The sequence below is a fragment of the Streptomyces sp. NBC_00775 genome, assembly GCF_036347135.1.
Taxonomy (GTDB): domain Bacteria; phylum Actinomycetota; class Actinomycetes; order Streptomycetales; family Streptomycetaceae; genus Streptomyces; species Streptomyces lutosisoli.
Map to the genome: position 1 here is coordinate 4,752,748 of NZ_CP108938.1, position 25,075 is coordinate 4,777,822.

The 25,075-nt window shown below is 73.1% G+C and carries 11 protein-coding genes; 4 read left to right on the top strand and 7 right to left on the bottom strand.

What is annotated here, in order from left to right:
- Positions 1-4: 4 nt before the first annotated feature.
- From OIC96_RS21190 to OIC96_RS21215, 6 genes are read right to left on the bottom strand one after another with little or no spacing between them, the layout of a single operon-like run.
- Positions 5-3,337 (bottom strand): non-ribosomal peptide synthetase, encoded by a 3,333-nt coding sequence (locus tag OIC96_RS21190; RefSeq protein ID WP_330306333.1) that lies wholly within the window; start codon positions 3,335-3,337, stop codon positions 5-7.
- Between the two features lie 3 nt (positions 3,338-3,340).
- Positions 3,341-7,267 carry a non-ribosomal peptide synthetase gene (locus OIC96_RS21195; protein ID WP_330306332.1) on the bottom strand — a complete coding sequence of 1,309 codons (3,927 nt, stop codon included), beginning with the start codon at positions 7,265-7,267 and terminating at the stop codon, positions 3,341-3,343.
- The gene (locus OIC96_RS21200; RefSeq protein WP_330306331.1) at positions 7,264-12,123 is read right to left on the bottom strand and encodes an amino acid adenylation domain-containing protein; all 4,860 of its coding nucleotides are present in this window, start codon (positions 12,121-12,123) and stop codon (positions 7,264-7,266) included. The genes OIC96_RS21195 and OIC96_RS21200 overlap by 4 nt, the downstream gene beginning before the upstream one ends.
- Complete coding sequence (locus OIC96_RS21205) at positions 12,120-13,172, bottom strand: MupA/Atu3671 family FMN-dependent luciferase-like monooxygenase (protein ID WP_330306330.1); 1,053 nt, start codon at positions 13,170-13,172, stop codon at positions 12,120-12,122. Before OIC96_RS21205 ends, OIC96_RS21200 begins: the two co-directional genes overlap by 4 nt.
- Positions 13,157-16,756 carry an amino acid adenylation domain-containing protein gene (locus tag OIC96_RS21210; protein ID WP_330306329.1) on the bottom strand — a complete coding sequence of 1,200 codons (3,600 nt, stop codon included), beginning with the start codon at positions 16,754-16,756 and terminating at the stop codon, positions 13,157-13,159. Before OIC96_RS21210 ends, OIC96_RS21205 begins: the two co-directional genes overlap by 16 nt.
- Positions 16,740-18,155: an MFS transporter gene (locus OIC96_RS21215; RefSeq protein ID WP_330306328.1), complete on the bottom strand. Its 1,416-nt coding sequence runs from the start codon at positions 18,153-18,155 to the stop codon at positions 16,740-16,742. The genes OIC96_RS21210 and OIC96_RS21215 overlap by 17 nt, the downstream gene beginning before the upstream one ends.
- A gap of 345 nt (positions 18,156-18,500) precedes the next feature.
- Here OIC96_RS21215 and OIC96_RS21220 point away from each other — a divergent pair, with 345 nt between their 5' ends.
- Positions 18,501-18,929: a hypothetical protein gene (locus OIC96_RS21220; RefSeq protein WP_330306327.1), complete on the top strand. Its 429-nt coding sequence runs from the start codon at positions 18,501-18,503 to the stop codon at positions 18,927-18,929.
- A 99-nt stretch (positions 18,930-19,028) separates the two neighbouring features.
- Entirely contained in the window at positions 19,029-19,181 is a 153-nt protein-coding gene (locus OIC96_RS21225; protein WP_330306326.1) for a hypothetical protein, read from the top strand.
- A 66-nt stretch (positions 19,182-19,247) separates the two neighbouring features.
- On the opposite strand, the gene OIC96_RS21230 is transcribed toward OIC96_RS21225, so the two are convergent.
- Entirely contained in the window at positions 19,248-22,256 is a 3,009-nt protein-coding gene (locus OIC96_RS21230; protein ID WP_330462131.1) for an AfsR/SARP family transcriptional regulator, read from the bottom strand.
- A 279-nt stretch (positions 22,257-22,535) separates the two neighbouring features.
- Here OIC96_RS21230 and OIC96_RS21235 point away from each other — a divergent pair, with 279 nt between their 5' ends.
- Entirely contained in the window at positions 22,536-23,897 is a 1,362-nt protein-coding gene (locus tag OIC96_RS21235) for a helix-turn-helix domain-containing protein (protein WP_330462132.1), read from the top strand.
- An 83-nt stretch (positions 23,898-23,980) separates the two neighbouring features.
- Positions 23,981-24,910: an ornithine carbamoyltransferase gene (locus OIC96_RS21240; RefSeq protein WP_330306323.1), complete on the top strand. Its 930-nt coding sequence runs from the start codon at positions 23,981-23,983 to the stop codon at positions 24,908-24,910.
- Positions 24,911-25,075 lie beyond the last annotated feature (165 nt).

A 25,075-nucleotide genomic window follows, 5' to 3' on the forward strand; every position in this document is an offset into this window, starting at 1 on the left:
CGTGTCAGCCCTTCCGGGAGGTCAGTCGTCGGGCGGCGGCGGTCCGCCGTGCGTGCCGGTCGCCGCCGCGCGCGGCGGCCGGCGTGCCGGTACCGGGTTCGGCGGGGGCGGTGTTCGGGGTCCGGGCGCCGTCGAGGTGGGCGGCGAGCGCGGAGACGGTGGGGTGGCGGAACAGGTCGACGAGGGCGATCCCGCCGTCCAGTCCCTGTTCGCGCAGGGCGGTCAGCGCTTTCAGCAGCCGTATCGAATTGCCGCCCAGATCGAAGAAGTTGTCGTGGACGCCGACCCGGTCGCGGGTGAGGACCTTCGCCCAGATCTCCGCGATCCGCTGCTCGGTCCCGGTGCCCGCGACGGCGTACGAGACGTCCGGTGTGTGCCGCACTGTGGCGGGTTCCGGGAGGCTGCCGCGGACGATCTTGCCGTTGGCGCTGAGCGGCATCTCGTCCAGGTGGACGAAGAGCTCCGGCACCATGAAGCCGGGCAGCCGCCGGGCGAGGTGGGCGCGCAGCGTCTCCTCGGCGGGGGCGGTGCCGTCCCGGCTCACGAAGTACGCCACGAGCCGCTGTTCGGCGCCGCTGCCGCGCACGGTGGCCGCCGCGAGCGCGATGTCCGGGTGAGCGGCCAACAGGGTCTCGATCTCGCCGAGTTCGAGGCGTACGCCACGCAGCTTGACCTGGAGGTCGCTGCGCCCGAGGTAGTGGATGAGGCCCCGGGCGTCGATCCGGCCGAGGTCTCCGCTGCGGTACATGCGGGTGCCGGGCGCCCCGTGCGGGTCGGCGACGAACCGCTCGGCGGTCAGGCCGGGCCGGCCGATGTAGCCGCGGCCCAGGGAGGCGCCGGCGACGTAGATCTCGCCGGTGACACCGGTGGGGACGGGCCGCAGCCGCTCGTCCAGGACGTAGACGCGGGCTCCGGCCACCGTGCCGCCGAGTACGACGGGCTCGCCGGGTTCGAGGTCGCCGGTGGTCGCGTAGACGGTGACCTCGCTCGGGCCGTACGCGTTGACGATCCGCCGCCCCGGCTCGGCCAGGCGCTCGACGAGTTGGGGCGGGCAGGCCTCGCCACCGACCGCGATCGTCCTCAGCTCGGGCAGCAGCCCCCGTACGTCCGGCAGCAGCATGGCGGCGGACGGCGGCAGGAACACGTACGTGATGCGGGAGTCCCGCAGCCGGTGCAGGAGCGCCTCGCCGATCCGCTCGTCCTCGCTCGGGATGTGCAGCTCGGCGCCCGCGACCCAGGGGAAGAACAGGTCGGACACGGCGACGTCGAAGCCGAACGACACGAACTGGAGGACTCGGTCGTCGGGGTCGACCGGGAAGGAGTGGCGCACCGCCCGTGTCAGGTTCACCAGGGCCCGGTGCTCGACGGCGACGCCCTTGGGTACACCGGTGGAGCCGGAGGTGAACAGGACGTAGGCGAGGTCTTCCGGACGGGGTGCGCGGGCTTCACCGTTGGTCTCCGCGGCTGTACCTGTCATGGCGGCCGTGCCGGCCGTGGTGGTGGCATCCGCGGCGGACAGGCGGTCGAGGCGGAGGCACGGTATGCCGAGCGCCTCCCCCTTCCCGGCGGTCGCGGCCGCCGTCAGGAGCAGTTCGGTGCCCGAGATGTCGACCATGTAGCGGAGGCGGTCGTGCGGGTGGGCCTGGTCCAGCGGGACGTAGGCACCGCCCGCACGCAGCACCGCGAGCGCGGCGATGCCCTGGTGGGCCGAGCGGGGCAGCAGCAGGCCGACCCGGGAGCCGAGCCGTACTCCGGCGGCGCGCAGTCGGCCGGCCAGCTCGTCGGCCTGTTCGAGGAGTTCGCGGTAGCTGAGCCGCAAGTCGCCGTGGACCAGGGCGGTGGCGTCCGGGCGCTCGGCGGCGACGTCGGCGATCAGGTCGGGGACCAGGCGGTCGAGCGGCGCGGCCTCGGCGATGCGGTCGGCGCCGGCGATGGTCCGGCGGCGCTCGTCGGCCGGGACGGGGTCGACGGCGGACAGGGGCGTGTGCGGGTCGGCGAGGATTCCGGCGAGGAACGTCTCGAAGTTGCCCGCCCAGCGGCGTACCGTCTCGGCCTCGAACAGGTCGCTGCGGTAGATGAACTGGGCGGCCAGGTCCTCCCCCCAGCGCTCCACGAAGAGATGGAAGTCGAACTTGGCGGTGTCCAGGGCGAGTTCGAGCCGCTCGGTGGCGGCGCCCGTGAGGGGCAGGGCCAGGGTGGACTCGTCGTCGTAGGTGAGGGCGACCTGGACCACCGGGTCGTGGCCGGTCTCGCGGACCGGGGCGAGCCGGTCCACCACCGCCTCGAACGGCGCGTCCTGGTACGGCTGGGCGGCCAGCAGCGCGGCGCGGATCCGGCCGGTCAGCTCGTCGAGGGACGGGTCGCCGGAGAGGTCGACGCGCAGCGCCAGGGTGTTGGTCAGCATGCCGACCATCTCGTGGAGTTCGGGCCGCTCGCGCCCGGATGCCGGGAAGCCGATGACGAGGTCGTCACGGCCGCACAGCCGCCCGAGGAAGGCCGCGTACCCGGCGAACATCGTCATGAACGGGGTGGCCCCGCGCGCCCCGGCCACCTCGGCGAGGCGCTCGCGGATCGCTGGCCCGAGCCGGAACGGCACGCTGCCGCCGGCCGCCGAGCGCACCGGCGGGCGCGGCCGGTCCAGGGGCAGTTCCATGGCGGCGGGCGCGCCACGCAGCCGCTCCACCCAGTGTGCGACGGACCCCTCGTACGCGCCTTCGGCCGCGCGTTCCCGCTGCCAGGCCGCGAAGTCCGGGAACTGCAAGGGGAGTTCGTCCGTCTCGTGGGTCAGGCCCCGGACCTCGTCCCGGTAGGCGGCGGACAGAGCGTCGAGCATGATGCCCAGCGACCAGCCGTCGCAGACCAGGTGATGGGCGACGAGGAGCACCCGGTGGCTGCCGTCGTCGACGCCGTACACGGTGCAGCGCAGCAGCGGTCCGGCGGCGGTGTCGAAGGGGCGGGCGGCCTCGGCCCGCAGCAAGGCGTCCACCTCGCCCTCCGGCAGGTCGTCCACGACGGTGAACGCGGCGCGGCCGGTGGCCCGGACGAGCTGGGTCTGGGTGCCGTCCGCGGCGGTGCGGAAGACGGTCCGCAGCGACTCGTGGCGGTCGACCAGCGCGTCCAGGGCGCGGCCGAACGCGGCGGTGTCGAAGGGGCCGCGCACGGCGAAGGCGGCGGGCACGTTGTACTGGCAGGTGCCCGGGTTCAGCTGTTCGAGGACCAGCAGACGGCCCTGGGCGTCGGAGACGGGGAACTCGTACTCCTCGTCCTGTCCGGCGAGCGGGTCGGTGTGCTCAACAGGCTCAGCAGGATCGGCGTGCTCAACAAGGTCGGTGAACATCGGTCAGTCCCCCCGGAGGGCGGTTTCGAGGACCGCGGCGATCTGGGCCGCCGGGCCCGGGGTGAGTACGTCGCTGTGGGTGCAGTCCAGTTCGTGCACCTCGACCACGGCGGTACCGCGCCGCCAGCCCGCCGTCTTCTCGGCCGTGGAGGGCTCGGCGTCGCGGGTGGCGGAGAAGAGGGTCACCGGCCCGTCGTACGGGGACGGCTGCCACTCCCGTGCCAGGCGTACGTGGTGGGCGCCGGCGTCCACCATCGCGTGCAGCCGTGCCTCGTCCAGCGCCTCGGGGGCGTTCTCGCTGCGGCGGACCGTCGCGAACGCCTTCGCGCGGGAGAGCGGGCCCGGCGGCACGGGGAGGCCGCGGGCGTGGGAGCGCAGCAGCATGTGCAGCACCTCGTCCTCGATCACGGCCGGGTCCAGTGGGGTCCGGGAGACCTCCGGCGGCTGGGGCATGGAGTCCAGCACGGCGAGCAGACGGATCTCCTCGCCCGCGCGGCGCAGGCGCACCGCGATCTCGTAGGCGAGCGCGCCGCCGAAGGACCGCCCAGCCAGCGCATAAGGGCCGTGCGGCCTGCGGGCGCGGATACGTGCGGTGTACGCGTCCGCCATCTCGTCCATGGTGCGGGGCAGTTGGTCCGCGCCCGTCAGCAGCGCCGGGCTCTGCAGGGCGTGCACCGGCCGGGCCGGGTCGAGGTGGCGCAGCAGAGAGGCGAACGACCAGCCGAGGCCGAGCCCCGGGTGCACACAGAACAGCGGGGTGCGCTCGCCGCCCGCGCGCAGGGTGAGCAGCGGGGCCAGGCTGTCGTCGGCCGACGACCGGTCCGGCCGGGTGGCCCGGGTCCTCCGCCCGAGCCGGGCGGCCGGTGCGGCCGGGGGCGCGGTGTCGAGCCGGGCGGCCAGCGCGGTCGGGGTCGGCGCGTCGAAGAGCGTGGCCAGCGGGACCCGTACGTCCAGGGCCGCCTCGACCTTCGAGGTCAGCCGCATCGCGGTCAGGGAGTGGCCGCCGGAGGCGAAGAAGTCGGTGTCCGGCGACACCTCGGGCATCCCGAGCACCTCGGCGAACAGCGCGCACAGCTGCCGCTCCCGCGCGCTGCCCGGCGCCCGCGCCCCGGCGACGGCCTCGCCGGTCCCGGGTCCGGGCTCGGGCAGCGCGGCCCGGTCGATCTTGCCGTGCCGGGTGAGCGGAACCCGGTCGATGGGGGCCCACACGGACGGCACGAGATGGGCGGGCAGATGGCGTGCCGCGTGCCGGCGCACCCGGGCCAGGGTGTCGGGCCAGGGGTCCCCCGGTTCCTCCGGCACCAGCCACGCCGCCAGCCGTTTGCCGCCCGCCGCGTCCCTGCGGGCGGCGACCACCGCGCGGGTCACGCCGGGGCAGCCGGCCAGGGCGGCCTCGACCTCGGCCGGTTCGACACGGAAGCCGCGCACCTTGATCTGGTCGTCGGCGCGTCCGGCGAACTCCAGGACGCCGTCGGGAGACCAGCGGGCCAGGTCACCGGTGCGGTACATACGGGTGCCCGGCGGACCGTACGGGTCGGCGACGAACCGTTCGGCGGTCAGGCCCGGCTGCCCGAGGTAGCCGCGGGCGAGTCCGGCACCGGCGAGATAGAGCTCGCCCACGCTCCCGGCCGGCGTCGGGCGCAGCCGGTCGTCGAGGACGTAGCCGCGGGTGTTGTCCAGCGGGCGGCCGATGGGTACGGCGGCCGAGTCCGCCGGGGCGGTGTGCGCGGTCGCGAACACCGTGGTCTCGGTGGGCCCGTAGCCGTTGACGACGGTCGTGCCGGGGCAGTGCTCGCGGATACGGCGTACGGTCCCGGGCGCCAGGACGTCACCGCCCGCCCAGACCTCGCGCAGTCCGGCGAGCGATCCGGGCGCGATCTCGGCGACGGTGCGCAGCAGTTCGGGGGTGAGGAGCAGCGCGGTGATCCGCTGTTCGGGCACCATCCGTCCGAGCAGTTCGGGTGTGGTGGTCCCGGCGGGGGCGACGACCACGGTCCCGCCGTTGAGCAGCGGGATCCACACCTCGTACGTCGTGGAGTCGAAGGTGTACGGGCTGTGCAGCAGCACCCGTTGGTGGGCGCCGCCCCGGAAGCGGCTGTCGGCGGCGAGTTCGACGATTCCCCGCTGGGGGACGACCACGCCCTTGGGTTCTCCGGTGGAGCCGGAGGTGAAGAGCACGCAGGCGGTGGAGTCCGGGTGGGCCACGGGGCCGTGGAACGCTCCGCCGTCGCCACGCTCGCGGGCGTCCAGCAGGGCGATGTGCGCGGGCAGTTCGGCCCCCGGCTCCCCCGCGGTCAGCGCCACCCGCACCGACCCGGCCGCCGCGAGCCGGGCCAGTCGCTCCGGCGGCTGCTTGGCGTCGAGCGGGAGCCAGCCGGCGCCCGCCTTGAGGACCGCGAGCTGGGCGACGACCTGGTCCGCCGAGCGGGGCAGCAGCAGGGCGACGATGTCCCCGGGGGCCACTCCGGCGCCGGTCAGCCGGGCGGCGAGCCGGTCCGACTCGGCGTCGAGGCGGGCGTACGTAAGGACGCCGTCAGCCCACTCCACGGCGGGCGCGTCCGGGGTGCGGGCCGCCTGCGCGGCGAACCGCCCGACCACGGTGGCCGGTTCGGCCACCGCGCTGACCGGCCCCTCGGCCAGGGCGAGCAGCGCGCCGTGCTCGTCGTCCGGGAGGACGTCGAGCCGGTCGGCGGGCCGCCCGGGGTCACCGGCGAGTTCCTCGAAGACGCGGACCATACGACCGGCGACCGCGTCCGCCGAGACACCACGGCGGCAGCTCACCGACAGCAGCATCCGCTCGGCGACGGCGACCGCGAGGGTCACCGGGTAGTGCGTCGCGTCGTTCACCCCGAGCAGGCATGCCTCCTCGGGCCCGTCCTGGTCCTCGGACCGCTGCGGGAAGTTCTCGAACGCGAGGACCGTGTCGAAGAGCTGGCCGACGCCCACCGTGTGCTGCACCTCGGCGAGGCGTGCGTGCTGGTGGTTCAGCAGCCGGGACTGCTCGTCCTGGACGCGGGCGAGGAGCTCGCCGACGCTCTCGCCGTCGCGCAGCCGTATCCGTACCGGCAGGGTGTTGATGAACAGGCCCGCCATGCTCTCGACACCGGGCAGATCGTGCGGGCGGCCCGAGACGACCGCGCCGAAGACCAGGTCATGTGCGCCGGTCATCCGGGCGAGCACCAGGGACCAGGCGGTCTGCACCAGGGTGTTGAGGGTGACGCCCGCCTCGGCGGCGCGCCGGGTCAGGGCCGCGGTGAGCGCGGCCGGCAGCAGTACCCGGGTCCGGCCCGACTCCTCGTCGGGTGCCGTCGGCGCGAGCAGGGCGGGCCGTTCGAGGCCCTCCAGCGCCTCGCACCAGGCCGTCTCGGCCTTCTGCTGGTCCTGTCCGCTCAGCCACACCAGGTACTGCCGGTAGGGCGCGGCGGGCGGCAGCGGCCGGCCCGCGATCAGTTCGTTCAGGTCCCGCTCCAGGATCGGCAGGGACCAGCCGTCGATGAGGATGTGGTGGACCGACAGGACCAGTTCGGTCCCCGTGTCCCGCCGTACGAGCAGGGCGCGGACCAGCGGCGGACGCGCCAGGTCGAAACGGCGCTCCGCGTCCTCGCGCAGCAGAGCGGCCATACGGTTGTCCGCCTCGGCGGGTTCCAGACCGGTCAGGTCCGCCTCGGCCCAGGGCACCTGGGCCTTCTGCGGGACGATCTGCACGGGCCGGTCGAGGCGCTTGTGCCGGAAGCAGGCGCGCAGGTTGGGGTGCCGCTCCAGGAGCGCGTTCACGGCGGCCCGCACGGCGGCCCCGTCGACGGACGGGCCGATCCGGAAGCGGGCCTGGACGAGATAGGGGTCGGGTCCCGCGCTGCCCCGTACGGCGTGGAAGAGCAGGCCCTCCTGGACCGGGGAGAGCGGGAGTACGTCCGCGATGCGCCCGCTCATCGGACGGCCTCCTCGTCGAGGTCGCCGAAGTCGTAGGAGCCGTCGGAGTCGTCCGAGTCAGCAGAGTCGCCGAGTTCGTCGGAGTCGTCGAACTCGTCGGGGTCTTCGAAGTCGCCGAAGTCCATGCCGCCCTCCAGCAGCGCGAGTTGGTCACTCGTCAGGTCGACCAAGGGGAAGTCGGACGGGGTGTGGACGGCCCCGTCGCCCGGCGCGGCCCGGTCCGCGAGCTCGGTGAGCGCCTCGGACCAGTGGCGGGCCAGGTCCCGTATCCCGTCCTCGGTGAACACCCCGGCCGCGTAGGAGAAGCTGGCTTCCAGGCGCAGTTCGCCCGCCACCTCGTGGGCCAGTACGTCCACTTCGAGGGCATGGTCGAGCGGCAGCGCGTCGGGGCCGATGTCGAGCAGCCGTCCGCCCGCCGCGTCGCCGCCGCTGAACCTGCCCAGATAGTTGAAGCGCACGTCGGGCGCGGGCAGTGCGGCGAGTGCGGGGCCCGCCTCGGGGCTGAGATAGCGCAGGACTCCCCAGCCGAGACCGCCGGAGGGGACCGCCCGCAGCTGTTCCTTCACGCGCTTCAGGGCCTCCCCCGCCCGCCCGTCGGCCACGTCGCCGATGTCGAGGCGGACCGGGTACTGGGTGGTGAACCAGCCGACGGTGCTGGACACGTCCGCGGGAGCCGAGAGCGGCTCGCGGCCATGACCCTCGATGTGGACCAGCAGGGCCGTGCCGGTGCCCCGGTGCCGCACGGCGGCCGTCGTCAGGGCGGTGAGGAGGACGGCGTCGGGGCGGCAGTTGAAGGCTCCCGGCAGCGTGACGAGCGCGCTTCTGGTGAGCTCCGCGTCCAGCTCGACGGTGACGGTCGCCCGGCGGTCGCCCGCCCCGCGGCCCCCGGCGATCCGGACGTCCGGTCCCGTCAACTGCCGTGTCCACCACGGCACTTCACCGCTCAGCTGGTCGGCCTCGCGGGACAGCAGCCGGGCCCAGCGGGCGAACGAGGTGCCCTTCGGGAGTCCGGTGCCACCCCCGCGCCCCGCGTGACCCGCGTTGCCCGCGGACCCCTCCGTCAGGGCTTCGGCCAGCTCGGGACCGAGGACCCGCCAGGAGACCCCGTCGACGGCCAGATGGTGCACGGTCAGCAGGAGGAGCCCCTGGCGGTGCGGCCCCGCGTCGAGCCATACGGCCCGCAGCATCTCGCCGGCCTCCGGGCGCAGCACCGTGGTCCGCGCCAACTCCGCCGCGATGTCGGCGGGTTCGGCGGTCTCCGGAACGTCCAGACGGACGGTCTGCCCGGCATCCGGGCCGGTGTCGGCGGGTACCTCCAGTTCCCAGTCGGCGGTGTCGTGGCGCAGCAGCCGCATCCGCAGCACGGGGTGCCGTTCGGCGAGGCCCCGGACGGCCGAGCCGATCCGCTCCAGGTCCAGGTCCGTGCCGGGCGGCAGCGGGAACACCATGGACTGGGTGAACTTCCCTGTGTCCGAGGCCTGTTGGCGCCACCAGTGCATCACCGGGGTGAGCGGGAAACGGCCGTCCCCGGTGTCCTGTTCCTCGTCGGGCGAGGCCTCGGCGGGCGTCCGCGCGAGGGTGGCGAGCCGCTCGGGCGTCCGTACGGTGAACACGTCCCGTGGGCTCAGGGCGAGACCGGCCGCCGAGGCACGGGCGGCCAGCTGGATGGCCATGATGCTGTCGCCGCCGAGCCGGAAGAAGTCGCCGTCCACGGACACCTGTTCGGCGCCCAGGACCTCCGCGAACAGCCGGCACAGTGTCCGCTCGCGGTCTGTCGCGGGGGCCCGGCCCTCGTCCGCGGCGCGTTCGGCGGGGGCGGGCAGGGCGGCCCGGTCGATCTTGCCGCTGGTGGTCAGCGGCAGCGCGTCGAGGACCAGCACATCGGCCGGGACCATGCCGGCGGGCAGCCGCGCGGCGGCGTGTGCGAGCAGCGCGTCCGGGTCGAGGACGTGTCCGGGGGCCGGCACGGCGTAGGCGACCAGGCGCGGACCGCCGCCGCGGCCCTCGCGTACGACGACCACCGCCCGGTCCACGGCGGGGTGTTCGGTGAGTACGGCCGCGATCTCGCCCGGTTCGATCCGCAGGCCGCGCACCTTCACCTGCTCGTCCCCGCGGCCCAGGAAGTGGGTGGTGCCGTCGTCGTCGCGGTACGCCAGGTCGCCGGTGCGGTACATGCGGCCGCCGGGCGGCCCGTACGGGTCGGCGACGAATCGCTCGGCGGTCAGGCCCGGCTGCCCGAGGTAGCCACGGGCGAGCGCGGCCCCCGACAGATACAGCTCGCCGCACACCCCGGCGGGCACCGGGCGCAGCAGCTCGTCGAGGAGGTGGACGCCGGTGCCGGCCAGCGGGGTGCCGATGGGCGGGGTGGTGCCGTCGGCGGACAGCGGCCCGGACACCGTCACGACGACGGTGGCCTCGGTGGGGCCGTACGCGTTGTGGAAGCGGCGCCCGTCGACGGCCCAGCGGGCCACCAGGTCCGGCGGGCAGGCCTCCGCGCCGACGACGATCGTGCGCAGCCCGGGGAAGGGCCCTTCGGGCACGGTCGCCAGGACGGACGGCGGCACGAACGCGCAGGAGATCCGCCGCCCGGTCAGCACCGCCCCGAGGTCGTCGCCGACCAGCGGCCCGGCGGGCGGCACGACCAGGGCGCCGCCGGAGCCGAAGGCCAGGCACATCTCGCCGATGGAGATGTCGAAGGACGGCGACCCGAGCTGGAGCACCCGGCTGCCGCCGTCCAGCGCCAGCCGCTCCACCAGGGTGCGCACCATCGCGGCCACACCCGCGTGGGTGACGACCACGCCCTTGGGGGCGCCGGTGGAGCCGGAGGTGTGGATGACGTAGGCGGGCCGGTCGGGGTCCAGCGGGGCGACGGGCAGTGACCCACCCGCGTGCACCTCGCCGTCCACCGCTTCGTACGCCTCTTCGTACGCCCGCTCGTCCAGGACCAGGCGCGGTACGTCCGTCTCCGCCGGCAGGCCCTCGGGACCGGTGACGAGGAGGTCGGGGGCGGCGGCGGTGAGGGTGCGCACGAGGCGCTCGGCGGGGTGGTCGGGGTCGAGCGGGAGATGCGCGGCGCCCGCCCGCTGGACGGCCAGTGCGGCCACCGGCCAGTCGGTGCCGCGGCCCAGGGCCAGCGCCACGATCCGCCCGGGGCCAGCCCCGTGACGTATCAGGTGTGCGGCCAACCGGTCGACACGGTCGGCGAGTTGGGCGTAGGTCAGGGTCCGCTCGGCCGATTCCAGGGCCACCGCGTCCGGGGTGCGGGCGGCCTGCCGGGCCACCAGGTCCGGCAGCGACACGGGCTCGGGGGCGGCGGGTCCGGCCGAGGCCGCGAGCAGCCGCTGCCGCATCGCGCCGGGTACCAGGTCGATATCGCCGACGAGTGCGTCGGGGTCGGCGGTGATCCGGTGCAGGAGCTCGATGTAGCACTCGGTCCAGCGGGCGACGGTCTCGGTGGAGAACACGTCGGTACGGATACCGAAGAGGCCCTCCATGCCGTCGTCGCAGTCCTTCACGACGCCGACGAGGTCGTGTTCGCCGCCGGTGTGGATGCGCTCCGGCTCGGCGAACTCCTTCATCACCGTGACGCTCGGCTGCTGCGTCAGATGCATGAACACCCACTGGTAGAGCGGGGCGCGGCCGGCGCTGCGCTCGGGTGCGACGGCCGAGACGATCCGGCCGACCGGCACGTCCGCGCCCGCCATCAGGTCCGGGAAGTCGGTGGCGAAGGCGGCCAGCACGTCGGCGAAGGAGCGGTCGGGCCGCACCCGCCAGCGGGTCGGCACGGCGTTCATGACGTACCCGATGACCTGGTCCAGGCCCTTGGCGGAACGGTTGGCGATGGGGGTGCCGAGGACCAAGTCGTCGGCGCCGCTCACCCGGTGTGCGAGGACGGCGAAGGCGGCCATCAGGACGACGTAGACGGAGGCTCCGCGCTGCCTGGCCAGGGCGCGTACGGCCGCGGCGGTCGGCGCGTCGATGTGGAAGGGGACCTGCGCGATGCCGTCGCCCTCGGTGACGGGGGTGCCGCCGCCGCCCCGCACGGTGAGCGGACCGGGCGGGTCGGCCAGGTAGCGGCGCCAGAAGTCGAGCCGTTTCGCGAAGACTCCCGACTCCTCCAACTCCTCCTGCCAGCAGGCGAAGTCGGCGTACTGGATGGCCGGCCGGGTCAGCTTCGGCTCCTGGCCGTCGCGCAGGGCGACGTACGCCTGGGCGAACTCGCCCTGCAGCACATCGAACGACCACCAGTCGCTGATGGTGTGGTGCAGGCTCAGCATCAGCGTCGAGCGCCGCTCGTCGACCCGGACGAACCGCGCCCGGATCAGCTTGTCCCTGCTGAGGTAGAAGGGGCGGCCACGGAAGGCGTCGAAGGCCTCCGCGATGGTCGTGCCGGTGCCCCGCAGGTCCTCGCGCTCCAGGACGAAGGGGCCGTCGTCGGGGAAGTGGACGCGCGGCTCCCCCGTCTCGCCCGCCACGATGCGGGTGCGCAGGATGTCGTGGTGGGCCTGGATCAGCGTCAGCGCCCGCTCCAGATGGGCCGGGTCGACGGGCTGGTCGAAGTGGTAGGCGGAGCACAGGTTCAGCGCGGGGGTGCCGGGATACAGCTCCTCGTACACCCACAGGTCCCGCTGGGCCGAGCTCAGCGGCACCGGCCGCGCCGGGTCGCGCGGCGGGACGACGGCGGGCACCTCCCGGTCCCGCCCTGCCTCCACCATGCGCCGCATCAGCCGCACCCGCTGCTCGCCGCCGAGCGCGCTGAAGCGGTCGGCCAGGGAAGGAGAGGGAGGGGGAGAAGAAGGGGAAGGGGAAACGGCGTTGGCTACGGCGGCGGTCTCGGAAACGGTGGGGGCGGTCATCGGACGGCTTCTTTCAGTTCGGCCAGGCGGTGCAGGCCCGCGAGTACGTCGTCGAGGCCGAGGCCGAAGTCGATGAAGCAGGCGATCTCGTCGACACCGAGTTCCGCCAGGTCGGCGAGCATCTTGGCGCAGTGGCCGGGCGAGCCGAGGAGGCTGCCCCAGCTCAGATAGCGCTCGAAGGCGAAGTCGGCGAGCATCGCGGTCTGTTCGTCGGTCAGGCGCGCGGTCCCGGGGTCGGCCGAGCGGTTGGCGGCGGTCTGCCGGACGTAGGAGGCGAGGTATGTCTTGAGCGGGGCGCCCGCGAGGCGGCGTACCTCCGCGTCGTCCGCGCCGACGTAGGAGTGGGCCATCAGCGTCACCCGGCCGTGCGCGTCGGTGCCCCGCTGGTCGGGGGCGGCGGCGCAGGCGGCCCGGTAGCGGGCGATCTTCTCGGCGAGTTCGTCCCGGCTCTGCCCGACGGTCGCCCCGAGCACTCCGGTGCGCAGCCGTCCGGCCGCCTCCCAGGTCTCCGGGTTGCCGGACGTGGTGACCCACAGCGGCAGGGTCTCCTGCACGGGCCTGGGCTGCGGCAGTACGGAGACGGGTGCGCCGGTGCCGTCGGGGTACTCGGCGCTCTCCCCCGCCCACAGCGACCGCAGCACCGGGATGGTGTCCAGGGTGCGTTCCCGGCGGTCGGCGTAGTGCCCCGGGGCGAGGGTGAAGTCGGCGGAGTGCCAGCCGGTGGCCACGGACAGGCCGACCCTGCCGTGCGAGAGGTTGTCCACGACCGCCCAGTCCTCGGCGACGCGCAGCGGGTGGTGCAGCGGCAGCACGACGCTGCCCGCGCGGATGCCGATCCGCTCGGTGGCGACCGCGAGCGCCGCACTGAGCACCGGTGGGCTGGGGAAGACCTGCCCGACCTGCTGGAAGTGGCGTTCGGGGGTCCAGATGGCATGAAAGCCGAGCCGGTCCGCGGTCTTCGCGACGGTGAGGATGTCCTCGTACGTCTGCGCGTGCCGCGTCTCGCCGGCGGTGCTGTCCGCACCGAAGAACATCACGCTGAGGTCCATTGCCTCTCCTTCTGCTTCGGGCTGCCATGGGGCTGCGATTCCGGCCGGCGCGGCACGCGCGGGCGGCGGGTGATGGGAGCCGCGGCGGGCACGGGACCGGCTTCGGCCCGCTCCAGGTCGGCGGCGAGCAGGGCGACCGTGGGAGCGGCGAAGAGCTGGGCGCCGGTCACCGGCCGTTCGTCGGTGCTGAGGCGGGCCGCGACCCGCACGGCGCGCAGCGAGTTGCCGCCGAGCGCGAAGAAGTCGTCGTGCAGGCCGATGTCCGGCCGGCCGAGGACGTCACGCCAGACGGCGGCGGTTCTGCGCTCCAGCGCGGTCCAGGGGCGCGTCGTGTTCTGCGGGGTGCGGGCCGAGGCCGCGAGCTGGTCGCTCTCGTCGGCGCGGCGGGGCGGTTCGGCGAGGCCGAGCCGCGAGATACGGGTCCCGGGGGCGGCCGCCGCCGCCTCAAGGGCGTGCACCAGCGCGTCGGCGAGCCAGTCGACGAACTCCCGCTCCAGGGAGTCGGTGCGGTACTCGAAGGTCAGGGTCAGGCCGTCCGGGGCGCCGCCGGGGCCGGTCTCGTCGGTGACGTCGACCAGCAGCTCGAACCGGGCGGCCCCGGTGCGCACCACCTCTACTCCGGTGTCGGCGCCGGGCAGGTCGACCTCGGCACGGGCGTTGTTCTGGAGCGCGAGCACCACGTCCGTGAACGGCTGCCGCCCCGGGGTCCGCGCCGGGTTGAGCGCGCCGACCACGTGCTCGAACGGCACGTCCTGGTGGGTGAAGGCGGCCAGGTCGGTGTCCCGGACCCGGGCCAGCAGCTCGCCCGCGGTGGGGTCGCCGGAGACGTCGGTGCGCAGCACCAGCATGTTGACGAAGAACCCGACGACGTCCTCGACGCTGCCGTCACCGGCGCGCGCGGCGACCGGCGCGCCGACCGCCGTGTCCTCGTCGGAGCCCGCCCGCACCAGCGCGGTGACCAGGGCGGCGTGCAGCGCCATGAAGAGGGTGGCGCCCTGGTCGCGGGCGGAGTCGACGAGGCGGGCATGGGCCGCGCCGTCCAGCCGGCGTACGACGACGCCGGCGGCCTGTCCCGGTACGGCGGGCCGGTCCCGGCGCCGGGGCAGCAGCGGACCGTCGACCGGCAGTCCGGCCAGTTCCTTGCGCCAGTAGGTGAGTTGGCGTACCTCCAGGGAGTGCGGGTCGGCCGGGGAGCCGAGCCGTTCGAGCAGGCGGCGGGCGTGTTCGGCGTAGGGCACGGCGAGCGGGTGCGGGGCGGCGCCGTCGTCGCCCCGCACCCGGGCGCGGTAGGCGCGCGACAGGTCACGGAACAGCGGGCGCAGCGACCAGCCGTCGCCGGCGATGTGGTGGATCAGCACGAGCAGGGCATGCTCGTCCGGACGTTCCCGGGTCGTGAACAGGGTGGCGCGCAGCGGGAGTTCGGTCCGCAGGTCGAAGAGGTGCCGGGCCTCTTCGGCGATGTGGTCGGCCAGCTCGCTCTCCGGAACGTGCGCATGGGTGAGCGGCGGCCGTGCCTCCTCCCCCGTCAGCACCCGCCGCACGGGGGCGCCGTCCTCCTCGTCGAAGACGGTGCGGAGCACGTCGTGGCGGTCGGCGACGAGGTTCAGCGCGTCGCCGAGCGCGGCCACGTCGATGTCGCCGCGCAGCCGCAGCAGCATCGGCAGGTTGTACGCGTTCCCGGCGCCGATCCGGTCGAGGAACCACAGGCGGTGCTGGGCGTGGGAGACGGGGAGGGCGCCGGTGGAGGTCCCGGGGACGGGAGCCGTTGCCGCCCTGGGGGCGGCCACCGGGGTGCTCAGACGGTCCGCCTCCACGTGCGGTGCCAGCCGTGCCGGGGTGCGTGCCTTGAAGAGCGTGACGATGTCCGTCTCGGCGCCGAGCACCGCGTGGACGCGGCCCAGCAGCCGGGCCGCCAGCAGGGAGTGGCCGCCGAGCGCGAAGAAGTCGTCGTCGGGGCCGACCGCGTCCACCCGCAGGATCTGGGCGAAGAGTGCGCACAGGGTGCGTACGGTCTCGTCCGCCGCGGTGGGTCCGGCGCCGCGGGCGGGCGCGGGATCCGTGGCGGAGGCGGGCGGCGGGGCCGCGGCGATCGCCGGGGCAGGCAGGGCCGCCCGGTCCAGTTTTCCGCTGGGGGTCAGGGGGAGCGCGCTCAGCGGGACGAAGGCGGCGGGAACCAGGTACTCGGCCAGGACGGTAGCGGCGAAGACACGCACCTTCCCTTCGTCCAGGGCGTGTTCACGACCCTGGCGCGGTACGACGTACGCGGTCAGCTGCCGGTCGCCGGCCGGGTGCTCGTGGGCGACGACGGCCGCCCGCTCGATGTCCGGGTGCCGGACCAGCACGCTCTCGATCTCGCCGGGCTCGACCCGGAAGCCGCGTATCTTCAGCTGGCTGTCGGCCCGGCCCAGGTATTCCAGTACCCCGTCCGGGCGGCGGCGCACGAGGTCGCCGGTGCGGTAGACGCGCTCGCCGTCGGGGGCGGCGACGAAGCGTTCGGCGGTCAGCCCGGGCTGTCCGCGGTAGTCACGGGCGACGCCCGCACCGGCGGCGTACAGCTCGCCCGTCGTGCCGTCGGGGACCGGGGCGAGCCGCTCGTCGAGGACGTACAGCCGTTTGCCGGCCAGCGGGCGGCCGATGGGCACGGGGCCGCCGTCCGCCACGTCCTCGGGGGTGACGGGGTGGACGGTGAGGAAGACCATGCACTCGACGGGTCCGTAGCCGTTGCTCAGCCGCAGCGCGGGCCGGCGTTCCAGGGCGCGGGCCACATGCGGGGCCGAGAGGGCCTCGCCGCCGACGACGAGTTCGTGCAGGCCCTCGATCGCCTTCGGGTACTCGTCGACGATCACGTTGAAGAGGGACGCCGACAGATACATGGAGGTGATGCCGTGCTCGGCGACGAGCCGCGCCATCACGAAGGGTTCGGGCCGGCGCCCCAGGTGCAGGACGCACGTGCCGCCGTTCATCAGCGGACCCCACAGCTCCAGGGCGAACGCGTCCCAGGACAGCGGCGCGCACTGGAGCCAGACGGCTCCGGGGCCGAAGGAGGCGAAGTCCTGCCCGGTCAGGGTGGACGTCACGGCGTGATGCGGTGCGGCGATGCCCTTGGGCCGCCCGGTCGAACCGGAGGTGAACATCACGCAGGCGATGTCGTCCGGCCCCACGGCAACCGTTCCGCGTGCCAACGGGCTTGCCTGTACGGCGTCTTCGACGTGCACGGGCCGGGCGCCAGGACCCGCCGGCGGGGCGGTCGCGGGGTCCGTGTCCCGGGACGCGACCACCACCACGGCGTTCGCGTCCGCCGCCATCGCGCGCAGCCGCTCGTCGGGGAAGTCCGGGTCGAGCATCACGTATCCGGCGCCGGCCTTGAGGACGCCGAGCACCGCCACGACCAGTTCGGCCGAGCGCTCCAGATATACGCCGACGGTGTCGCCGCGCCGCACTCCGTGTCCGGCGAGCAGGCCCGCCATCCGGTCGGCCCGCGCGTCGAGTTCGGCGTAGCTCAGCCGCTCGTCGCCATGGATCAGCGCGGTGGCCTCCGGGGCCCGTTCCGCCTGTTCCTCGAACAGCTCATGTACGCACTTCATGGCGCTCACCTCGCGTTTCCCGGCTCTCGGTGGTCTCAGCGGCCGGTACGTCGCTCCGGTCGGCCGGGGTGTCGGTCTCGCTGGCCGGTACGTCGGTGTCGTCGGCCGGTACGTCGATGTCGGGGAGCAGTGCGTCGATGTTCCTGATCGAGCGGCTGGCCAGGCCCCACAGCGAGACGACGGTCCCGGCGACGCCGGCGAGGAGCAGCATGGCCGCCATGCCGGTGCCGGGGGCGTCGCCCAGCAGGGGGCCCAGGACCGTGAAGAGGCCGGAGCCCGAGGCGGCCTGCGGCTCGAAGAAGTGGTCGGCGAGCGGGCCGGAGAGCGCCATGGCCAGCGGGACGGAGATCTGCGAAAGGAACATCACCGCGCCGAAGACCCGGCCCTGCCATTCCTGGGGGACCTTGCTCTGCACGATGGCCTGCATCGAGGAGTTGACGGTCGTCATGAGCAGCGCGCCGACCAGGATGGCCAGGCTCCAGCCGACGACGCCGTCCACGAGCGCCATCACCACCAGGGCGGACAGACACATGCCGACGACGCCGAGCATCATGCCCCGGCCCCGGTTCTTCGGTCCGCCCCAGGCGGCCATCAGCAGACCGCCGAGGACTCCGCCGACGCCGGTCGCGCTGTTCACGACGGCGAGCGCGTCGTTGCCCGCCCGCAGCAGCACCATGGGCTGGATCACCGCGAAGCCGAAGACCATCACCAGGTTGACGACACAGAAGTTGCCGATCAGGGCGCGCAGGCTGGGTACCCGGAACAGGTAGCGCAGCCCGGCCACGGCCTCGGCCGTGATCCTGGGGCGCGCTCCGGCGGTCTTCTCGGCGGCTTTGGCGGCCAGGGCGGTCTTGTCTTCGCGCAGGCGCACGATGCGCACGCCGACCAGCGCGAAGGCGTAACTCGCCAGGTCGATGAGGAGGGTGGGGCCCATGCCGAAGAGGGCGATCAGGACACCGCCCAGGGCCGGCCCGCCGATCCCGGCGGCGCTCTTGGCGCCCGCCAGCAGCCCGTTCGCGCGGCCGAACTGGTCCTTGCGGACGAGGAGCGGGACTGCGGAGGACAGCGCCGGGAACTGGAAGGACGCGCAGATCCCGAGCAGCAGGGTGGCGGGATAGATCTGCCAGTACTGCAGTTCCCCGAGGTAGTGGAGGAGGGCGAGTACGCCGACGACCAGCAGTCCGCCCGTGTCCGCTATCTGTAGTGCGGCCCGTTTGGTGATCCGGTCGACGATTGCACCCGCAATGGGGCTGAATACCGCTTGTGGCAGCATCGCGCAGAGTGAGAGAGCGGTGACCGCGGTGGCATGTCCACCGGCGGACCAGACCTCGATGATGAACGCGAACCTGACCGCCGCGCTTCCCAGGAGGGAGACCGTCTGGCCTGACCAGACGAGCATGAGCGGCCCCATCCCCGTGAAGCGTCCGGGAATGTCCGCTGTTTTCCGGGTGCCCATGTCAGGAGCCGTGCCCGTTGCGCAGAAGTGACGGGCGCGATGGCGGATACGCCGGCCTGTCTTCGAGCGGAGTGCTTACCACGCCTCAATCCCCCAGGAATTCGGATTCCCCTGCGGATCACCATGGATCGCGCCTGAATTGAACAGCCCACAGCATGGGGGCGGCGATTACCTATGCGTTCCCATCGCGAACATCGGAACGGGAATCGGAAGGGAACGTTCCGGGAGAGAATCGGGATCCGCACGGGCGAGGGTCCGGCTGAAGCTGTCTGCAGAAGGAGTACTCCAGTGAAGGACCCCCGGGATCGTTCGCCGGACGGGGCGGAGCTGCGGCACGCCCTCCAGGACCTGTCCACCGTGGAGCGCTGGGCGGAGCGTGTGTCGGCCGGCGGCCGGCCCGAGCCGTACACCTCTCCGGAGACTCTGGAGGGACCCGAGTTCAGCGTCGACACCGACACGGTGGAGGGCATGCACAGCGTGGCCGGGATCACCGACTGGCCGCCGCACGGGAACTCGGCCCCCGCGGAGCTCGACGACGCCTCGCGCGCCGCGCTGCGCTCTCTGGTCAGATCCCTGCTCGACCTGGCGGGCCATGAGTCGGGGCCGGCCCGTACCCATGTGGTGCTGGCCCCCGGCGGACCACGCGTCGTGGCCTGCCTGCTCGGTGAAGAAGCCCTGGTCACGAACCGTTCCCGCGACGGTTCCCCGGGGCGGTAACGGACCGGGAACGGACCGGGAACGCCCCCCAGGAAAGTCAGTGATGTCGGGAAGCGGAAACCACCGCAAAACCCGCAGACATCACAAAGGGGCGGAAAAATGGGACGCAAGCTTGCTGGAATCTTCGGGATCCTCGCGGCGACGCTGGCCTTCGGCTTCGGTGCCACGGTCGAGGCGGGTCACTCGCAGGGTCAGCAGGGTTCGCAGCACGTGCTTGCGGAGAGCACCGGCCCGACGAGCATCGGCGTCTGACCAGCCGCTCCTACGACTGTGCCCCGCACCGGAGTTCCGGTGCGGGGCACAGTCGTGTCCGGACAGTCAGCGGCGACGGTCCGCGGGTACCCCCATCTCGGCGAAGAGGGACTCTGCCGCCGCCCGGTGCGCGGCGGCGTCCCCGGCATCACCGAGGGCATCGGCCATACCCGCCAGCGCGTACGCCTGCTCGACGCGGTAGTTGGTGTTCGTCGCGATCTGGTACGCGTGTGTGTGCAGGGCGAGTGCGGTCTCCGTGTCCCCCTGCCGGTACCGCAGCCTGCCCACGGTGTTCTCCACCTTGGCGCGGCGCACCGGCAGTACGTTCGCCCGCACGAGATCGAGTGCACGCTCCGCGAAGTCCGGGGTGCCCACGGGCCGGCCGAGCCGCTCGTCGACATCGGCCGACGCGGCCAGGACCAGAGCGACGTCCCCCGGGTCGCCGAAATCGGCGCACAGCTCGCGCGCCTTTTCCAGCAGGCGGGCCGCCTCCTCGTACTCGCGGAGGCCGACATGTGCCAGGGCCAGATCGGTGATCGCTCCGAACTGGTGCTCGTGCTGGCCCAGTTCGTCCCTGAGGTCGACCGCCCGCCGGGCCGCGTCCCGGGCTTCCTCGTACCGGCCCCATTGCTCGAAGAGCGTGCTGAGGACCGTCAGTGTCTCGGCCTCCGCCCGCGGGATGTTCAGTTCCCGCTCCTGGGCGATCGAGTTCTCCAGGTGGACCAGGGCCTCGGAAAAACGGCCGAGCAGGCTGCTGAGCTGCCCGAGCGTGGTCTCGCTGTGGGCCTCGGTGTGCCGGTCCCCGAGGCGGACCGCGACGTCCCGCCCCTCCCGGGCCGCCTCCAGGCCCTCGGAAAATCGGCCGAGCCGCCAGCAGGCGACGCCCAGGTTGGACAGGCTCACCCCCAGCAGCCCCAGGTCGCCGAGCCGGCGGGCCGCGGCCACCGCGACGCGGCCCAGATCGCCGAACTCCTCCATCTGTCCACGCGCGTTGAGCTGGAAGACCAGGTTGCGGACCAGGCAGACCGCGTACCGGTCGTGCCCACGTCGTTCGGCCAGCGTGACGGCGGAGATCAGCGCGGTCTGCTCGCGGGTGAACCACTCCTGCGCCCGGTCCGCGTCCCCGAGGTCCGGCAGCTTCGCCGGGGCCGGCGGGATTCCGGTGGGACGTTTCTTCCGGCCGGGGTAGAGGATGTCGCACGCCTCCTCGGTGGCCGTCAGGTAGTAGCCGAGCAGCCGCTCCACCGCCACCGCGTCCTCGCCCTCGGTCGACTCGCCGAGCAGGCTCTGCGCGAAGCTCCGTACCAGGTCGTGGAAGGTGTAGAGGCCGATCTCCGGCTGCTGTACGAGATGGACGTCGAGCAGCGTTTCCAGGAGGTCCTCCGCCTCCCAGATGCCCGTGCCGAGCAGCGCGCCCGCCGCGTGGACGTTGATGTCCCCGCCCGGATGCAGCGCCAGGATCCGGAACGCGGTGCGGCACTCCTCGTCCAGGGCCTGGTACGACAGTCGGAGGGTGGCGGAGACGCTGCGGGCACCGGCGCTGAGCTCGTCGAGCCTCCGCGTTTCGTCGCTCAGCCGCTCAGCCAGGTAACGCAGGGTCCAGCGCGGGCGATTGCGCAGCCGGGCGGTGGCGATCCGCAGGGCGAGCGGGAGGTGGCCGCACAACTGGGCGAGTTCCGCGGCGGCTTCGGGTTCGGCGGCGACACGCTGCGCGCCGAGGGTCTCGGCCATCAGGGTCGTGCTCTCCTCGGCCGACATCACCCCGATGGAGATCCACTGCGCGCCGTCGAGGTCCACCAGCCGGGCCCGGCTGGTGACCAGCACCAGGCAGCCGGAGGAGGCGGGCAGCAGCGGGCCGATACCGGCCGCGTCGGCGGCGTTGTCGAGGAGGATGAGCAATCGTTTCCCCACAAGCGTGGCGCGCCACAGAGCGGTGCGGCCCAGCACGTCGTCGGGTATTCGGTCACCCGGTATGCCCAGCGCCCGCAGCAGACTGTCGAGCGCGGTGCCGGCGGTCACGGGCTGGTCGCCGGGGGTGTGACCGCGCAGGTCCAGATGGAGCTGGCCGTCGGGGTAGGCCTGCGCGAGCCGGTGCGCGGCCCGCACGGCCAGCGAGGTCTTGCCGCAGCCGCCCATGCCGTCGAGGGCGACGATCTGCGGCCCCTGCTCGCCGCTCTCCTCGGCACAGCGCAGGAGTTCGGCCAATTCCCGGTCCCGCCCGGTGAAATCCGCCAAGTCGTTCGGGAGAGTGCACGGCGGTTCCGCCGGCAGCGCGACGGGGGCGGCCGGCGGTGCCGGCGGCGGCGGTCCGGCCAGTTCCGGGCTCTCCCGCAGGATGCCCTCGTAGATCTTGGTGAGCTGCGAGCCGGGATCGATACCGAGTTCCTCGACGAGGAGTTCACGGACCCGGCCGTACTCCTCCAGCGCCTCCGCCTGGCGTCCCGAGCGGTACAAAGCCAGCATCAGCTGTCCGCGCAGGGTCTCGCGCAGCGGATGCTGGTTGGTCAGTTCCCTGAGGTCCACGACGAGTTCGGACGCCTCGCCGAGCGCGAGCCGCAGGTCGAAGAGCTGCTCCGACGCGGTCAGCCGGCGTTCCTCGATGGCGGTCGCCGCGGCCTCGATCACCGGACCGCCGGTTCCCGCGAGGACGGAACCGCGCCACAGCGCGAGCGCCCCGCGCAGTATCTCGGCGGCTTCGGCGGTACGGCCGGCGGCCGCCGCGGTCTTCGCCTCACGCGCCAACAGACCGAATTCGGCCAAATCGATTTCAATTTCATCTATCGCGACGCGATAGCCGGGGCCGTCGGTGAGGAGCACTTCCGCGCCACCCGGGATACGTCGCCGCAGGTCCGCAATGGCCTTGCGTACTTGGTGGGATGCCGTCGGCGGCGGATCCTCGTCCCAGGCCGCCTCAACGAGACGGGATACCGGGAGAACTCTTCCGGCCTCCAGTAGCAACGTAGCCAGTACTCGTTCTTGAATCACTCCGCCCAGCCGGAGCCGTGTCCCGTTCGCCCACCCCTCGATCGGGCCAAGAATGTTGAACCGCAGCTGTTCCCCTGCCGCTGCCGTCACGGACAGTCCTTCCCCCTCGGTCCTAAGACCGCCCAGTAGTGCCTGGTCGCAGGTGATGGTAGCCGTCGCCGGAAACGGGCGGTACCGCACCGGGAAGGGTTCGGGAATGGCGCACCGGATGCTGTTCACCATCAGCGGACCAACAAGGCCGCCAAGGAGAACAGAGCGTGAGCAGACCGGAGAAACCCCAGTCCGGACGTACGCGTTCCGGACAATCCTGGGAGATCGGGGAACCGGGCCACACCATTGCCACCGCATTTGGGGACCAAGGAGACAATGATGAATTCCCAGGCGCCGACGCCCGGGCTGGACGCCCTGCTGCAGAATGCCCGCAGGCGATCCGGACTGACTCAGGAACAACTCGCCGGACTTTCCACTGTCAGCGTGCGAGCCATCCGCGACCTCGAACAGGGCCGCGTGCAACATCCTCGTAAAGAAACTCTGCGACTGCTGGCCGGCGCCATGCGGCTGAGCGACGCGCGGCGCATCGAACTCGAACTCGCGGTCGACGCCCACTCGGTGGGCCGCGTCTTCCAGGACAGTTACGGCGCCGAGCTCGCCGCCCCGCCCACCCCGCTGCGTCCGCTGGTCGGCCGGGTGGCCGAACTGGAGGCGCTGACCTTCCGGCTGAGCACCGAGCACGAGCGGCTGCTGACCCTGGTGGGCCTGCCCGGCGTGGGCAAGTCCCGGCTCGCTCAGGAGGCCACGCTGCGGATCCACGCCCGGGACCAGGTGCCGGTGCTGTGGGTACCCATGGACCGGCCGGACGAGAACGCTGACACGGCGGACCGCAGTCCGCAGTCGACCATGGTCGGCTGGGTACGGTCGCTGGTGCGCGACGGCGAGAAGTACGACGAACTGGCCGCCGTCATAGGGTCCAAGCCCACCCTGATCGTGCTGGACGGTCACGACGCGTCACCGGTCGTCAGCCCGCCCGTGCTGAACCTGCTGCGTTCCTGCGAACGCCTCAAGATCCTCATCACCAGCCGCCGCCCTGTGCAGCCCCCCGGGGGACGGCTGCTGCCGCTGGCCCCGCTTCCCGTCCCGGTCCCGGCCGGCACGCTGCCGGGCGACTCCCTCGTCACGGACCGGCCCGCGGTCGAACTCATGCTGTCGTACGTCAGCCACATGCGCCCCGACGTCCTGCCCACGGACGCCCTCACCACCACCCTGGCCGACATCTGCCATGCCCTGGACGGCATACCGCAGGCACTGGAGGCCGCCGCGTCCTGGCTGCTCCTGTACTCGCCCGAGCAGCTTCTCGACGTCGCCCGGACGACTCCGCTGGTCCTCGTCGACGGAGTCACCCCCGCCGACCCGGCGAGCGGCGCCACCCTGGGCGACCAGCTGAGCGCCGTCGTCACCGGCCTCAACCCGCACGCGACCGCACTCCTCGACACGCTGGCCGCGCTGCCCGAGCCCTGGACGGTGGACGACGCCGCCCACGCCGCGGGCACCGCGCTCGCCGAGACGGCCCGGGACGTGCACGCCCTGCTGCTGCGCGGCCTGATCCGCCAGCACCCGTCCGCGCCCGGCGGACCCGTCGGCTTCACCGTGCTCAACCTGGTGCGGGAGCTGCTGGAGGCGGGGCGCGGCGGGGCCGACGAGATCAACGAGGCCGTGGAGGCAATGGCCTTCTAGCTCGCCCCTCACTCCTCGCCCCTCACTCCTCGCCCCTCACTCCTCACCCGTCACGTGTCATCCGTCAGAAAGGCACCGCATCCATGCGCAACCTGATCTCCCTCGCCGACCTCACCCCCGCCGAACTCGCCCACATCGTCGGGCGGGCCGTCGAATTCGGCCGCGGCGGCGCGGACCGCAGGTCGCTCACCGGCCGGCAGGTCGGCATCTACTTCCGCAAGTCCTCGACCCGTACCCGTACGTCGTTCTGGAGCGGCGCCACTCGCCTGGGCGCCGACGTCATCACGTTCGGGCCGAACGAACTCCAGCTCACGACAGGGGAGACGGTCGAGGACACCGCCCGGGTGCTGGGGCAGTATCTCGACGCGCTCGTCGTACGCACCAACGGGGACGTGGACGAGATACGCCGGCTCGGCAGCAGCCCGGACCTGGCCGTCGTCAACGCCCTGAGCCTGGACGAGCACCCCACCCAGGCGATCGCCGACCTGGCCACGCTCACCGAGCACTTCGATTCCCTGGACGGCCTGCATCTGCTGGCCGTGGGCGAGGGCAACAGCTCCGGCGCCGCGCTCGCGCTGGCCGCGGCGCTCACGCCCGGACTGCGGGTGACCCTGCTGTGCCCGAGCGGGTACGAGGTGCCCAAGGACACCCTGGACCTGGTGGCCGAACTCAGCGGCGGCAAGGCCCTGGTGAGCCAGATCGTGTCCCCGGACGAGGTCGAGGGGCCGGTCGACGCCGTCTACACCAGCCGGTGGCAGACGATGGGCGTGCCCAAGGCGAACCCGGACTGGCTCAGCGACTTCGACGGCTTCCAGATCAACAGCGCGTTCCTCGACCGCTTCGGCGGCCCGCGCACCGTCTTCCTCCACGACCTGCCCGCCGTGCGCGGCCAGGAGGTCACGGACGAGGTGCTGGACGGGGAGCGGAGCGTGGCATGGCGGCAGGCCCACCACAAGATGACGGCCGCGATGGCGGTACTGGAGTGGTGTGTCGTGGGCTCCGCCCAGAGCTGACCGAGGTGTGGCCGTCCCGGGGTTCCCGCCCCGGGACTCCCGTTTGTGGGCCAAGAAATCCAGCGCGCGGCCGGAACAACGCGAAAACAACAAAGCGAAAACCCGGTTCCGCCGGATCATTCCGGCGGCACCGGGTTTTTCGCTTCGAAAGAGGGCCGACCCGAG